The organism is Geovibrio sp. ADMFC3 (assembly GCF_054687035.1).
Genome location: NZ_BAAFZG010000002.1, coordinates 2,647,626 through 2,662,524, shown reverse-complemented (window position 1 = coordinate 2,662,524; position 14,899 = coordinate 2,647,626). Strand labels below are relative to the sequence as shown.

The 14,899-nt window shown below is 44.0% G+C and carries 14 protein-coding genes; 10 read left to right on the top strand and 4 right to left on the bottom strand.

Annotated features, from left to right (window positions below):
- Positions 1–9 precede the first annotated feature (9 nt).
- The 4 genes from ACYRYY_RS12995 to ACYRYY_RS12980 all read left to right on the top strand — a co-directional run bounded on the left by ACYRYY_RS12995 (position 10) and on the right by ACYRYY_RS12980 (position 6,066).
- The gene (locus ACYRYY_RS12995; RefSeq protein WP_460216023.1) at positions 10–1,008 is read left to right on the top strand and encodes a YeiH family protein; all 999 of its coding nucleotides are present in this window, start codon (positions 10–12) and stop codon (positions 1,006–1,008) included.
- 231 nt (positions 1,009–1,239) lie between these two features.
- Complete coding sequence (locus ACYRYY_RS12990) at positions 1,240–3,729, top strand: ATP-binding protein (RefSeq protein ID WP_460216022.1); 2,490 nt, start codon at positions 1,240–1,242, stop codon at positions 3,727–3,729.
- 5 nt (positions 3,730–3,734) lie between these two features.
- The gene (locus tag ACYRYY_RS12985; protein ID WP_460216021.1) at positions 3,735–4,955 is read left to right on the top strand and encodes an HDOD domain-containing protein; all 1,221 of its coding nucleotides are present in this window, start codon (positions 3,735–3,737) and stop codon (positions 4,953–4,955) included.
- Positions 4,945–6,066 (top strand): HD domain-containing phosphohydrolase, encoded by a 1,122-nt coding sequence (locus tag ACYRYY_RS12980; protein ID WP_460216020.1) that lies wholly within the window; start codon positions 4,945–4,947, stop codon positions 6,064–6,066. The genes ACYRYY_RS12985 and ACYRYY_RS12980 overlap by 11 nt, the downstream gene beginning before the upstream one ends.
- Before the next feature lie 60 nt (positions 6,067–6,126).
- Here the strand turns inward: ACYRYY_RS12980 and ACYRYY_RS12975 are convergent, their stop codons facing one another.
- On the bottom strand, positions 6,127–7,779 hold the full coding sequence (locus ACYRYY_RS12975; protein ID WP_460216019.1) for an AMP-binding protein: 1,653 nt from the start codon (positions 7,777–7,779) through the stop codon (positions 6,127–6,129).
- Positions 7,780–7,965: 186 nt separating this feature from the next.
- On the opposite strand from ACYRYY_RS12975, the gene ACYRYY_RS12970 reads away from it, so the two are divergent.
- From ACYRYY_RS12970 to ACYRYY_RS12945, 6 genes are all read left to right on the top strand, one after another.
- Entirely contained in the window at positions 7,966–9,519 is a 1,554-nt protein-coding gene (locus tag ACYRYY_RS12970; RefSeq protein ID WP_460216018.1) for a sensor domain-containing diguanylate cyclase, read from the top strand.
- 49 nt (positions 9,520–9,568) lie between these two features.
- A complete protein-coding gene (locus ACYRYY_RS12965; protein WP_460216017.1) occupies positions 9,569–9,934 on the top strand; it encodes a hypothetical protein in 366 nt (121 codons plus the stop codon).
- Between the two features lie 64 nt (positions 9,935–9,998).
- Entirely contained in the window at positions 9,999–10,481 is a 483-nt protein-coding gene (locus ACYRYY_RS12960; protein ID WP_460216016.1) for an RNA polymerase sigma factor, read from the top strand.
- Positions 10,478–11,047 (top strand): glycogen-binding domain-containing protein, encoded by a 570-nt coding sequence (locus ACYRYY_RS12955; protein WP_460216015.1) that lies wholly within the window; start codon positions 10,478–10,480, stop codon positions 11,045–11,047. The genes ACYRYY_RS12960 and ACYRYY_RS12955 overlap by 4 nt, the downstream gene beginning before the upstream one ends.
- Positions 11,044–11,358, top strand: coding sequence for a hypothetical protein (locus ACYRYY_RS12950; protein ID WP_460216014.1), 315 nt, complete (start codon positions 11,044–11,046; stop codon positions 11,356–11,358). The genes ACYRYY_RS12955 and ACYRYY_RS12950 overlap by 4 nt, the downstream gene beginning before the upstream one ends.
- Complete coding sequence (locus ACYRYY_RS12945; protein ID WP_460216013.1) at positions 11,355–12,140, top strand: hypothetical protein; 786 nt, start codon at positions 11,355–11,357, stop codon at positions 12,138–12,140. Before ACYRYY_RS12950 ends, ACYRYY_RS12945 begins: the two co-directional genes overlap by 4 nt.
- Before the next feature lie 37 nt (positions 12,141–12,177).
- Here ACYRYY_RS12945 and ACYRYY_RS12940 read toward each other — a convergent pair whose 3' ends face one another.
- From ACYRYY_RS12940 to ACYRYY_RS12930, 3 genes are read right to left on the bottom strand one after another with little or no spacing between them, the layout of a single operon-like run.
- Positions 12,178–12,966, bottom strand: a complete 789-nt coding sequence (locus ACYRYY_RS12940; protein WP_460216012.1) for an ABC transporter ATP-binding protein — start codon at positions 12,964–12,966, stop codon at positions 12,178–12,180.
- Positions 12,963–13,856 carry an ABC transporter permease gene (locus tag ACYRYY_RS12935; RefSeq protein ID WP_460216011.1) on the bottom strand — a complete coding sequence of 298 codons (894 nt, stop codon included), beginning with the start codon at positions 13,854–13,856 and terminating at the stop codon, positions 12,963–12,965. The genes ACYRYY_RS12940 and ACYRYY_RS12935 overlap by 4 nt, the downstream gene beginning before the upstream one ends.
- Positions 13,853–14,815, bottom strand: coding sequence for an ABC transporter substrate-binding protein (locus ACYRYY_RS12930; RefSeq protein ID WP_460216010.1), 963 nt, complete (start codon positions 14,813–14,815; stop codon positions 13,853–13,855). The genes ACYRYY_RS12935 and ACYRYY_RS12930 overlap by 4 nt, the downstream gene beginning before the upstream one ends.
- Positions 14,816–14,899: the final 84 nt, after the last annotated feature.

Below are 14,899 nucleotides of genomic sequence, written 5' to 3'. Positions count from 1 at the left end.
GAGTTAAAAATGAAAGTTAATCTTAATCACGGATTCATAAAAGGAACACTATTTACAGCTCTTTTAAGTGCAGCTGCATATATTATAGCAGAAATATCTTTTATAAAAAAAGCCGGTCTTTCTCCCGTTGTAATAGCAATAGTTTTGGGGATAGTGGCGGGAAATACCGCTGGCAGATTTATACCCGCTTCATGGAGTGCAGGCTTCGCATTCTGCCAGAAAAGAATCCTGCGCCTTGCCGTGGTTCTCTTCGGTTTCAGAATCACATTCACTCAAATAGCTGCCATTGGCACGGCAGGCATTCTTGCTGATATCATTATGCTTACAACTACATTTGCCATTGGACTGGCGATAGCCAAACTTCTCAGGATGGACAGAGACACTGCAATTCTTTGTGCAGCAGGCAGTTCCATATGCGGAGCTGCGGCTGTAATGGCTGCGGAAGCTGTGATCAAACCAGAACCTCACAAAACAGCGGCGGCGGTGGGAACAGTGGTTCTTTTCGGCACACTGGCAATGTTTCTCTACCCTCTTGTCTTTAATATTTCAGGCTTAAGCAGCAACGAATTCGGAATATATATAGGATCAACCATTCACGAAGTTGCACAGGCGGTTGCTGCCGGAGAAGCAGTACATGCGCCGGAAACAGCCGTGATAACAAAACTCGGCAGAGTCATGCTTCTTGCACCGTTTCTTCTTTTGTTAAGCGCCGCTGTAAGCAGAGGTAAAAGCGGTTCAAGAATACAGGTTCCATGGTTTGCTTTTATGTTTGTCGGCGTGGTTGTTATTAATACTTTTGTACATATACCGGCGAACATGCTTAATGCAGTCAACACAGCAGACACATTTATGCTGGCGGCATCAATGGCGTCTCTGGGGATTGATACAAGGACAGAACGGATAAAAAGCGTCGGGGCTGCTCCTCTTATATGCGCTGCTGTTATGTTTATCTGGCTTACTGCCGGGGGGATTGTAATCAATACTCTTCTGCTGCATGCGGCACAGTAAAATGCACTTAGCGTGATTTGAAACCGGATGGTTTCAGCAGTAAATTTTATCCAAAATATAAACACTTGTTAAAACACACTTTTGTACTCAAATAGGGTTAGGAGTTATACACACCGTGCCTATTTCACCTTGAAAATTGCATATATTGCAGTAAAATATGACCAACACACATAAACACAACACAAACCGGAAGAAACAGAATAAATTGAGTTCACTTTCAGGCGGTGTGCAGTGGTCAAAGAATATAGGCTTGCCGTATTATCAGATAACGAAGCCAAAACAAATGATTTTTTATCTCTTCTCGGGCAGGCGGGACATACGCCTGAAAAGGTTTTTTCTTCTCCGGATGAACTTGAGAAAACTTTCAGGAAAACATCTCCGTTTGTTATAATTTATTATTTCACTTCGGACTGTTCCATTGTGCAGCTTCTTGAAGTTTTGAAATTCTGTGATTTCAATTCCATACCTGTAATCATTGTGGATGAATGCGGGGCTTATCCGGAAACAAAAATAGAGGTTAATCCGAACTATTATATTCGTCTGCCCATGCAGCCTGATGTATTTAAAATTAACCTTAACCTTGCTTTTTCTGCCATAACCAGAGAAAAACTCCACGAAAGCCACAAAAATAAGCTTCAGCTTGCTATTCAGATTCTTGAACTTTTGAACCAGCAGGAATCATTCAGAAACATTACAAGCGATATACTGTTTATAGTAAAAGAATATACAGGTTATGACGAAGTGGCTATACGTGTGATGGATGAAGAGGGATTCTCCTTCTTTGAATCTGTTAACCCCGAAGACACACTGAGCAATCAGTGTGATGTTCTATGCGGCAACGAAACAGAAACTCCTGCCAACAGCAGGTGCAGATCGTGTATATGCGAAGTTGTGCTTAATAAAAGAGATGAGCTTAAGGGTCTGCCTTTTATGACCTACGGCGGAAGTTTCTGGAGCAATGACCTTCCCGGTACTGTTGAACAATATAAAGATATTTTCAAGAACATAGGTCTTGTCAATATTGATCTCAACCAAAGCTACCGCTCACTGGCACTGATTCCTCTTTCTGCGCAGGATCGTGTCATAGGAGCAATGCAGATTTGCTCCCATGACAAAGGCACATTCACGGAAGATATAATACGCTTTTTTGAGCGAATAAGCGTCAGCATTGGAATTACTCTCTCAAATAAAAAAATGCAGATGAAGCTTGAGGAGAGTGAAAGGCTTCTCAGCAAATCGCAGAGTATAGCAAAAGTCGGCAGCTGGATTCATAAGATCGGAACGGAAGCTTACCATATCTCCGCAGAAGCAATGAACATTACAGGGTTTACAAACAACACAATAACCTTAAATCAGCTTATGGAGATAATACACGAAGAGGACAGGCAAAAACTTCTGGAGAAAAGGAGCAAAAGCAGAAATGATTTCATGCCGTACTCTCTTGACGTACGTTTTATTGTAGAAGGTAAGGTCAAATATATTAACATATCTGCCGAGCCTGTCCTTACAAACGGGAAATTCACAGAGCTCAATGGAATAATTCAGGATATAACAGAGCGCACGCTGTCTGTGCTTGAACTTGAGGAGAACAGGCTTTTCCTTGATTCCATTCTCACAGGGATTCAGGCGGCAATTGTCCTTGTTGATCCCGACACCCAAACAATCGTTTACTCCAACGCAACAGCAGACAAGCTGCTGAAGAAGGGGAATCTGCCCCTTACAGGCAAAAACTGTGAGCAGTTCATATGCAGCACCAAAGACAAGGCGGATACCCACACCGACTATATAATCACTCTGGATGACAACACATTCATTCCTGTAAGCAAATCGGTGCTTCAGGTGCGCTGGCAGGGCAAAAGCCATTATGCAATTATCTTTTTTGACCTTACAGAAAAGAAAATGCTGGAACGCCAGCTTGCCATAGCTCAAAAAATGGAATCAATAGGTCAGCTCGCTGCAGGCATAGCCCATGAAATCAATACCCCTATTCAGTACATAGGAGACAACACCCACTTTATCAAAGATGTAATGGAAAGCTTTCTCCGTTTCTACAAGGCTTTTGAAGACACTCTTAATGAGGTTGACCCTGAAACAAGGCAAAAATTTGAAATACTGAAACCCATGCTTGAAATAGATTTTATAAAAGAGGAGGTTCCCCTCGCTCTTGAACAAACTCTTGAAGGAATAGAGAGGGTGTCCTCCATAGTCCGTGCAATGAAAATGTTTTCACACCCCGGTGCAGAGGAGCAAACGATAATAGATGTCAACACTTCAGTTCAGAATACTGTCACCGTTGCCAGAAATGAATGGAAATATGACGCCGAAGTTCAGCTTAATCTTTCTCCCCTCAACCCTAAAATACTCGGTAATTCCGTTGATTTTAATCAGGTTCTTCTCAATCTCCTTGTAAACGCTGCACACGCCATAAAAGAGGCAAATAAAGATGAGAGCAAAAAAGGACTGATTACTATTACAACATCAATTGAAAACGGCATGGCAGTGATAAAAGTTAAGGATACTGGCTGCGGCATTCCACCCTCAATAGCAGATAAAGTCTTTGACCCGTTTTTTACTACCAAAGAGGTGGGCAAGGGTACAGGTCAGGGACTTTCAATATGTCACACAATAATAGCAGAAAAACACAACGGACAGATCTATTTCGAGTCTGCTGTGGGTGAAGGAACAACCTTCTACATTAAAATCAAAGCTACAGAGGCGTAAGCTTTATGGAAAAATACAGACTGCTCTTCGTTGATGATGAACCTAACGTCCTTCAGGGTCTTAAGCGCATGCTCTTTAAGATGAAAGACCAATGGGACATGCACTTTGCCTCCAGCGGAAAAGAGGCTCTGGCAGTTCTTGATAAAAATAACATTCATGTGATCATTACAGACATGCTTATGCCCGGAATGAACGGTCTTGAACTGCTGAAAGAAGTATGCAGCAATTACCCCAAAGTTTTCAGGGTCGTTTTGTCCGGACACTCGGAACATGAAATGCTTGTGGAAGCTGCAAAACTGGCGCATCAGTTTCTCACCAAACCGTGTAATGCAGAAATGGTTGTGGACACTATTGAGCAGGCATTAAAATTCCGGCAGATTCTTCATAACGAGGAAGCCAAAAGAATCGTTTCCCGCATATCCATGCTGCCCACTATGCCAGTAACTTTTCAGAGAATAAGCAAAGAGATGGAAAACCCTGACTATTCAGTGGCGGCAATTGCCCGTATCGTTGCGGAAGACAGCTCAATGAGCGCAAACATCCTCAAACTGGTAAACTCATCCTTTTTCGGACTGATAAATAGAATAACCAGCCCTGAAAAGGCCATAGCCCTTCTCGGAGCAGACACTATACGAAGTTTTATTGTAAACGAGCATATTTTTACAGAAATCAAGACAGGGCAGATAAAGTATTTTAACCTTGATTTGCTCCGCAACCACACACTCCTTGTGGCGAGGCTTTCCAAAATTATAGCCAAATCAATCGGGCTGAGCAAACAGCACACAGACATGGCATCCATTGCAGGGCTGCTTCATGACATTGGAAAAGTTGTTCTGATCACAAACTATAATACAACCTACAAAGTAGTTATCGAAGAAGCAAGGACACAGAACAAATCCATATGGGAAATGGAAAAAGAAGTAATAGGCACATCCCATGCAGAAGTGGGGGCTTATCTTCTCAGCCTATGGGGTTTTGATGAAGAAGTTATTCAGGCGGTACATCTGCACCACTGTCCTAACCTTTCTGTTGATGAAAACGCAGGGGTCCTTACCTCGGTGTATCTGGGAAATGTTTTTGAACACAGGTTGGTCAAGCTTAATGAAAACTACGCCATACGCCCCATTGATGATATTTATGTCAGCAGAATGAATCTCACAAATAAAATGGGCGAACTCGAAAATATGTGCAGAAAAATCTGTAACGAGGTTTACGGTGAACAATAAAATTCTTTTTGTGGATGATGATCTGAACATTCTGTCATCTTATAAACGCTCTTTCAGGCTTAAGTATGATGTACATACAGCACCTTCCCCGACAGAAGCTCTGCAGATAATTAAAGAAAATACACAGAAGCCTTTTGCGGTCATTATTTCTGACTTCAAAATGCCTGACATGAACGGAGTGCAGTTTCTTACCAAGGCATATGAGCTGAGTAAAAATACTGTAAGAATGCTTATTACGGGCTATGCTGATGTGGAGACAGCTATCTCTGCGGTGAACGACGGCAACGTGTTCCGGTTTCTCACCAAACCATGCCCCCCGGAAATTCTCTCAAAAAATATCGATGCCTGTCTTGAGCATTATCAGCTTATTGTTGCAGAAAAAGAGCTTTTACGGGGAACACTTCAGGGAAGTATAAAAGTTCTTACCGATGTGCTTGCAATCACCAACCCTGCGGCTTTCGGTCAGAGTGAGCGCATAAAGCGTATTGTCCACCTGATGCTCCGCAACCTGAATATCGATAATAAATGGCAGATAGAAATCGGCGCAATGCTCTGTAAGCTTGGCTGCGCAGCCGTGCCTGCGGAAACAATGGAAAAGATATACTCCGGCAAACCACTCTCCCCCGGAGAAGAAGCAGCCTACGCCGAAGTGCCTAAGATAGGCGCCCAGCTTATTAAAAATATTCCCCGCATGGAGATTGTGGCGGAGCTGATCGAAAAACAGAATTTTACTGAAGCCCAAAGAAGCAAAATACCCATCGGCGCAAGAATAATACGTATCATAAACGACTTCGACATGCTTTCCAAAGGCGGAACGGATGTTTACGAAGCAATACGCCTATTGAAAGAAAAACCGGAGCTTTACGATATAAAACTCATTGAAATACTGGAGAAGGTTGTCTCGCCTAAAGACAATTTCGTACAGAGATCACTGTTTATAAGGGATCTCAGAGAAGGTATGGTGGTTATGGAGGATATTGAAACAACAGACCGTATCCTTCTTATCAAAAAGGGGCAGGTACTAAGCGAAGCAAGTATTTACCGCTTGAACAACTACGGAAAATCAGTGGGAGTAAAAGAGCCCGTCAGTGTGCTTATCGAGATTAAATAGAAAAAAAGCCATGCAGCAGGTAACACTGCATGGCTTTCATTACATTAACAAAACCCTTTACTACCCAAGCTTAAGCTTTTCCACAGCCAGCTCACGAAGCTTATACTTCTGTATCTTTCCGCTTGCTGTCATGGGGTAATCACTGATCATCTCTATATAGCGTGGTATCTTATAATCGGCTATGCGCCCTTTGCAGAATGAATGTATATCATCTTTTGTCAGACGCTTTTCGGGAGTTCTCATGCGGATAAATGCCATGGTTTCCTCGCCGTATTTTTTATCCGGCACACCAACCACCTGAACATCCTCAATGTCAGGATGAAGATAAAGAAACTCCTCTATCTCTCTGGGATAAATATTTTCTCCGCCTCTTATTATCATGTCTTTTATTCTTCCGGTTATTACAAAGTAGCCGTCTTCCGTTTTAACCCCGAGATCTCCGGTTTTAAGCCAGCCGTCATGGCTGTAGGCATTCCTGGTGGCTTCTTCCATCTTGTAGTAGCCTTTCATTACGTTGTAGCCCCTGCCCCAGATTTCTCCCTGCACACCGGCAGGGCATTCAATACCTGTATCAGGATCAACAACCATAACCTCCGCTCCGGGCAGTTCTCTGCCCACGGTTTCACAGCGTTTGTTCATATCATCAGAATACATTGTCTGAGTCATCCCCGGGGATGCTTCTGTCTGTCCGTAAACAATTGTGATGTCTGTCATGTTCATTTTATCAATAACCTGACGCATAACCTCCACAGGGCAAGGAGAACCGGCCATTATGCCTGTGCGGAGAGTGCTTACATCGTAGGACTGTTCTTCAAGATGCTGAAGCATGGAGATAAACATAGTCGGAACGCCGTGTACGCCTGTACATCTTTCTTTTTCAATGGACTGAAGAACAGTGACAGGATTAAAGGCTTCAACAGGTATCATAGCTGCGCCGTGGCTTATGCACACCATAATACCGAGAACAACTCCGAAACAGTGAAAGAAAGGAACGGGAATGCAGAGCCTGTCCGCATTAGAGAAGTTCATCCCCTGCCCTATGGCGTAAGCGTTGTTAAGTATGTTAAAGTGCGAGAGCATAACACCTTTGGGAAAACCTGTAGTCCCTGATGTGTACTGCATATTTATTACATCATGTATATCAAGGGTCTTTTTAACAGCTTCCAGCGCTTCAAAACTCACTGCTGCGCCGAGTTCGTAAATTTTTTCATATGGAAGCATGCCTTCCCTGCTGTCCTCTCCGATGTACACAACTCTCTTAAGGAAAGGAAGTTTATCGAACATAAACTCCTCAGCAGGATCACATTTTTTAAGTTCCGGCATAATCTCATACACTGTGTCCGTGTAGTTGATATTTTTAAAACCATCCATCACAAAAAGATGTGTGGAGTCTGACTGTTTAAGCACATACTCAAGCTCGCTTGTGCGGTAAAGAGTGTTAACAGTAACCAAAACGGCGCCTATTTTTGTACATGCAAAAAGCATGTCTATCCATTCGGGAATATTCGTTGACCATACAGCCACATGGTCGCCCTTTTTGATACCCAGAACAAGAAGCCCTTTTGCTAGGAGATCTGTTTTGTCATCGAGTTGTTTATAGGTTAGCCTTATATTGCGGAAAGGATAAACAACCGCATCGTTATCGGGCTGGGTACGGGCTTTTTCATTAAGAAAATCGCCGAATGTTTTGGTGATCATCTCGAAAGTTGACATTATAAATCTCCTGTAATGGGACATTCCCAATAAATTAAGTCCAGTTTTACCAAATTCAGTTTACCTGTACAACAGGAAATTTTGCCTTAGCAAAAAAAACGCAGCCCTCTAAAAAGTCGTTAAGCAGTAAATAGAGTTTTCATCTAAGATAATTTAATGTATTATAAACCCGTTCGGAGATACACAATGCGACTGAAATCGATTATTGCCGCAGTGATTGTTTCTGTCACTCTTATACCTGTTATTTTTATGTTTATTCCACTTCGTATGGTGTATTCAGTGTCAGAGAAGACTGAACTGCAAAACTATGCAGGAACGGCGGATATACTTACTGGGATAATTGAACAGAAAGGCGCCTATTATCATTCCTTTACCGCAGACTGGGGAAGCAGGGATGAAACCTACAGATTCATTATGCAGGGTAATGACGCCTTCATGAAAGACGGATTGAACGATTTCATCTTTGATCAAATCGGCACACAGTTCATGATTTTTTTAGGAAGAGACTACACAGAATATTACTCCGCCTATGCCGATGAGTGTGCCCCCTATGTTGAGGAACTTGTAAGAGTTATCCGCAAAAATAAAAGCTATATAGAAAAACTCGCCTTCAGCAAACGGAAATTCATGATACTGGGCATGCCCTCCGCAGGTACCCCTGTTTTATTAAGTGTAAGTCCGGTAAAGCCTGCAAATCCGGATAAACCTGCCGGCGGCTTTATATTCATGGGACATGTCATCGATCAAAAGTTCCTCACCGAAATATACTCAGGCTATGGGTTTGAGAGAGGCTCTTCAAGAGTCAGCCTTTCAGCATCATCAGCTTATGTAAAGGAAAGTGTAAACAGCATAATATCAGTAGAGTTTCTTTCCCGTGATACTGCAAAAATAAGCCTCACTCTGAAGGAACTAAGCGGAAAATCTGTTTTGAGTCTGTTTTTCCCCATAAAAAGAGAATCAAACATGGCAATAACGCACACATTGCATTTGTCTTATCTGATTTTTTCAAGTTTTTCTCTCCTTGTGTTCATTTTATCTGCATTTGTATTCCGAAAAATAATAATTGAACCTGCTGAAACACTTGCAGTGCATTCAGCCAAATCAGCGGAAGGGAAACCGCTCCTTAAGGAGATTAATCAACGGTTTTACCCTGTTGAAATGCGCCTTATTTCAGCATCAATGAAGAAAATTGCAGAGAAAAATGACAAAATGGAAAAAAACCTTCTTGAAATATCCAATACTGACAAGCTTACAGGAATCGCAAACAGACGCTTCTTTGATGAGATATTCCTTTATGAATGGAACATGGCAAAGAGGATCAAACGCCCTTTGGGTCTGCTTATAGTTGATCTGGATGACTTCAAGCTTTACAATGATGACTACGGCTACAGCGCAGGCGATAAGTGCATAGCGCACATGGCAGACATAATAAAGTCATCCCTTAAACGCAACACAGACATAATAGCCAGATACGGCGGAGAGGAATTTATTATCCTTCTTCCTGATACGGATCTGGCAGGTGCAGCCAAAATAGCAGATGATATATTAACAGAAGTACGCAGTGCGGCAGTTCCTCATTCCATCTCTTTCAAAGAAAAAATTATGACAGTAAGCATCGGTCTGTGTTCCATGATTCCCGAAAATACAGACACAAAAGAAAAGCTTCTCCTTGAAGCGGATAAAGCACTTTACGAAGCAAAGAAAAACAAAAACTGCGCTTTTTCATTTAATACTCTGTAACCTTTTTGATCCCCTTTCGTTATGAGTTCATAACATTAAGGAGGACAACATGAAAAAAATTCTCTCAGCATTAGTGGCAATTATGATGGTATTCTCTATTGCAGGCGTAAGCTATGCAAAGATGGGCGGTGGCAATGGAAAAGGCGGCTCATCCCATGAATCCGGTTCATCCGGCGGAAGTGGGAAAGGCGGCTCTTCCCATGATTCAGGTTCATCAGGCGGCAGCACAGGAGGCTCCGGAGGTTCAGGAGACTGTGACGGAAGTGGAAGCAGCAATGACGGGAGCAGCAAATCAGGCAGAGGCGGCTACGGAGATGGAACCGGAACTCACCCTGAAGACGGGACAGGACTCGGCGCAGGAGACGGAACACAGCCCGCACCGCAGGACGGAACAGGCTTCGGCACAGCAGAATAAGCATTCTCACAGCGTATGGGCGGAAGAAACAGCTTCCGCTCTGATATAATAAACAGGGAAACAAATGAACTCAAACAGTTCACTGCGGAGCTTTTTTGAAGAAAATTCAGCCAGACTGTTCGGCTATCTGCTGAAGATTTCCGGATGCAGGGAAGATGCAGAAGATCTTTATCAGGAGTGTTTTCTGAAATATGCAGGAACATATCCTGACAAATTTTCCCTGCCTCTTCTGTATACTGTAGCAAAAAGTCTTTTTATTGACATGAAAAGAAAAAAGAAAAATTATGATGAAATGCCGGAAGATATAGGCAGTACATCTGAAACCCCGGAAGATCTATACAGCATGAAAGAGGAGCAAGTTATTCTTAACAGAGCCCTTTCAATGCTGGCGGAAGACGAGAGGGAGCTTATCTCTCTTTGTTCAGCGGGAGGATTAAAATACAGCGAAATTTCCACAGTAACCGGATTAAGTGAAGCTAATATAAAAATCAAAATACACAGAGCAAGAAAAAAGTTGAAAGCAATACTCATGGAGAGCGTAAAATGAACAGCGAAAAAGAAGTTCTGATCAGCCAGTTTATTGATGACGAGCTGAATCTGGATGAGAAAATCACTTTTGTTCAGGAAGTTAGAACGGACAGAGCTTTTTCGGACGAAACAATTGAACTGCTGGAAACAGAAAAGCTTCTCAGAAAGCAGGAAACTATTGTTCCGCCTGTTCCGGTATTCAGGGAAAAAAGAAGAAACTTCCTCATTCCCTTCGGAATATCTTCTCTGACTGCGGCAGCAGCGGTTCTTTTGCTGATTTTACGACTTGGCTCTGCACCTGCTGAAAATGTTCAACCACCAGCGGAATATAGATTCATTGTCCACATACCTGAAGCAGAAAAGGTTGAGCTGGCTGGCAGTTTCAGCAGATGGAACACCATTGAAATGAAAAAAACAGATTCTTCCGGATACTGGCAGGTATCGCTTCCTCTAACCAATGGTGAATATGCCTATTCATTTATTGTGGATGGCAAGGAACGTATGCCTGACCCGACAGTTAAAGCCAGGCAGGCTGATGACTTCGGTGGTGAAAACTCCATAATCAGCATAGGAGAAAAAATTTGAAAAGAACTGCCGTATTTTTCCTGATGTTGTGTGTAGGATGTTCCCAGCACAGCTTCACTGCCAAAAACGGAATGCTTGAAGCATCGTTCCGCATAAAAGATGCGGAGCAGGTGAGCCTGTATCATTCCGCCGACGGTTTTCAGGAAAACAAAACAGGGCTTAAAGACGGTAAATGGCAGACAATGATAAAGAAAAGCGAACACTTCACCTACTTTCTCACCGTTGACGGCAGTATATTTCTGCCTGACTGCGAAATGAAGCAGCAGGACGATTTCGGCGGAGAGATATGTATTTATGAGAGGCAGGAATGAAAAAATTTATATTCTTCACGATATTGATGCTCTGCGGGCTGACGGCGGCACAGGCAGAGGATGTATATGACTCCCTTGCCCGGACAGCGCAAAAAATGCGTGTTGAGAAAAATATTGCAGAAAAACTCGCAGTGGAAACAAGGAAAAGCGGCTATTCAGAAGACTCTGTTGGAAAAATAAGAGATATGATAGCCGCAGGAAAATACAGCGCACCTGAAAAATATGCCGAAAAGGTGCTTGAAGGAATAGCCAAAAAAGCTCCGGAAGAAGCGGTTGTCAGAGCAGCGGAGCAAATTCGCTCCCGTTACGAAACTGCGGAACGTATCACACGAAGAGCAGGTCTATCCGCAGAAGCAGAGCAAACAGTAACTGACGCAGTTGCAGACGCCATAACAGCCGGAGCAAAGGAGCAGGGACTCATGAAAGCTGCGGAAGCGATTTCTGTGAAAGAATCAGAAAAAAACGAAACCGCCGTTGCCTCTATGATGCTTTACAGGGAAATGGTACGCTACGGAGTACCGGATGAAAAAGCCTCAGAAGTTGCTGAAAAAGCAGTCAGAAACCTTTCCGGTTCAGAGATACACGGCTACAGAAAGAATTTTTCCGAGCAGGCCGGGTACATGAACTCAGAATCTCTTGCAGAAAGGATGGGGCATGATATGAGCGGCTCACACGGCAGCGGCGGAAACGGCAGCTCCGGCGGAGGGCACGGCGGAGGTTCTGGTTCTGGCGGTTCTGGCGGACATGGGGGCTCCGGAGGGAACGGAAAAGGCGGTCACTAGGACCGCCTTCAGTGCTATATAAACATATTAAACAATATCAAAGCATGCCTGCATCGTAGGCTTCGTCACCCAGCTCCCTGCTGAAAAGCTCAAGGAGATCAGTAACAGTAAGCTTACTTCGCTCTTCGCCGTCCACATCAAGCACCTTTTTGCCAAGCTGCATCATCACAGTTCTGTCGCCCAGATTAAGAGCCTGTTTCATATTGTGAGTGACCATCATGGCAGTGAGGTTGTTTTCATTAACCAGCTTTATGGTGAGCTTGAGTATCTTATCCGCAGTTTTGGGATCAAGCGCCGCAGTATGCTCATCCAGAAGAAGGATTTTCGGTTTCACAAGAGTAGCCATCAGAAGAGTGAGTGCCTGACGCTGTCCGCCGGAAAGAAGCCCTGCCTTATCCTTCAGCCTGTCTTCAAGACCAAGATCAAGAGTGCGGAGCTGCTCACGGTAGAAGTCACGGTCACGGCTTTTTACACCCATGCCGAACATACGCTTCTTCCCTCTTTTCATTGCAATTGCAAGGTTTTCCTCTATGCTTAAGGACTTTGCAGTACCGCTCAGAGGATCCTGAAAAACTATGCCGATGTAAGATGCCCTTTTGTAGTCATTGACATTAGAAACATCTTCATCATCAATGAGTATTCTGCCTTCATCAGGCTTGAGATAACCGGCCACAAGGTTCAGAAGAGTTGATTTGCCTGAGCCGTTGCCGCCGATTACAGTCACGAAGCTACCCTGCTTTATGTCGAGGGAAACGCCTTTAACTGCCCAGTTTTCGTTAACAGTGCCTCTATTAAAAACTTTTTTTACATTATCTATGCTTATCATTTGCCCACCACCCCGATTTTGCTTCTGAGTCCGGGGAACATCAGAGCTATAACAACCAGAATGGCTGTAATCAGGTTAAGGTCACTGGGAGAAAGGCTTACGCCGCCTATTTTAATAGTGAGAGCCATGGCAATGGCAATACGGTATGCAATGGAGCCGATAATAACACCGATCACCGCACGCACAACCCCGACAGAGCTGATAAGAGCCTCGCCGAGGATAATCGAGGCAAGTCCCGCCACGATTGTACCTATACCCATACTGACATCGGCAAAGCCCTGAACCTGTGCCGCAAGGGCTCCGGCAAGTGCCACAAGACCGTTCGCAAGGGCAACGCCGATGAGAATCATACGGTTTGTGCTTGCACCCTGAGCCTTGACCATCTTCATGTTGTCGCCTGTGGCACGGAGAGCAAGCCCCACCTCTGTATGAAAAAACCATATGAGGAATATGCCCACAAGCAGTGCAACAATACCGAGAATGATAACATTTGCCATATACGCAGGAATACCTGTATTCTCAAGGGATGTAAAAACCGTATCAAACCCCAGAAGAGGTACATTCGGCATACCCATAATACGCAGGTTTACAGAATAGAGAGCAATCATAGTGAGAATCCCCGCAAGGAGATTAAGAATCTTAAACCGTGTATTTAGTATGGCAGTAACTGCACCCGCAGCCGCACCGCCAGCCACAGCTATTGCTATTGTAATCCATGGGTTGACGCCGTTGAAAATCAGGATCGCCGATATTGCAGCCCCCATAGGGAAAGTGCCGTCCACGGAGAGATCCGGAAAATCGAGGGCTCTGAAAGTGATAAAAACCCCCAGAGCCATTATAGAGAAGAGAAGTCCCTGCTCAACCGCGCCGAAAAACGCGTATAAACTCATTCGATAACCTTATCAGCGGATTTTATCACTGCTTCGGGAACTTTTACTCCCATCTCTTTTGCAGCTTTCAGGTTTACATAAAGTTCAAGATCCTGCTGAAACTCAACGGGAATATTCTCCGCTTTTTCTCCTTTGAGAATACGGCAGACTATCTGCCCGGTCTGAACACCGTGTTTATAGTAATTAAACCCTTTAGCAGCGAGAGCGCCTCTGACTACAGAGTCAGTATCGCCCATGATAAGAGGGATGTTTGTTTCATAGGAAACCTGAACCGCTGATTCCAAAGCGGAAACCACAGTGTTGTCAGTGGGAACGTACATGCCGTCTGCTCTGCCCACGAGAGATTTCGCAGCCATGTAAACACCGCTGGAGTTTGTCACTGGAGCATCAATGATTTTGATTCCAAGCTCCTTCGCAGCAGCTTTAGCAAGATCAACAAGGGCACGGCTGTTCTGCTCGCCGGGGTTGTAGAGAATGCCTATAGTTTTAACCTTGATGCCGAATTCTTTAAAAACCTCAAGCTGTGCCTTAACAGGAGTCAGATCCGAAACGCCTGTGATGTTTCCGCCTGTTTTCTCAATAGACTGAACAAGTTTGGCACCCACTGGATCGGTTACAGCGGAAAAAATCACGGGGATATTAAGCCCGGATTTTTCAACAACCTGTTTCAGAGCCTGTGAATTCGGGGTGGCAATCCCGATAACGAGATCATCCTTGTCTCCCACGAATTTTTTTGCAATCTGGTTTGCAGTGGCAACATTGCCCTGCGCTATCTGCACATCATAGATAACGTCTTTGCCTTCGGCAAATCCGCATGCGCTGACAGCATCTATTATACCTTTTCTTGTGGCGTCAAGAGCGGGGTGTTCCACTATCTGAGAAATACCAACCTTGACGGGAGCCGCATAAGCGGATGCCGCACAGATTACGGCAAGAAGTGTAACAAGCATCTTTTTCATTTTAGAACCCTCAATATAATTATACCGGAAACTGAAATTTTACAGCGGGGGCGGAAAATATCAAGAACAAACCTTCTCTCTGCG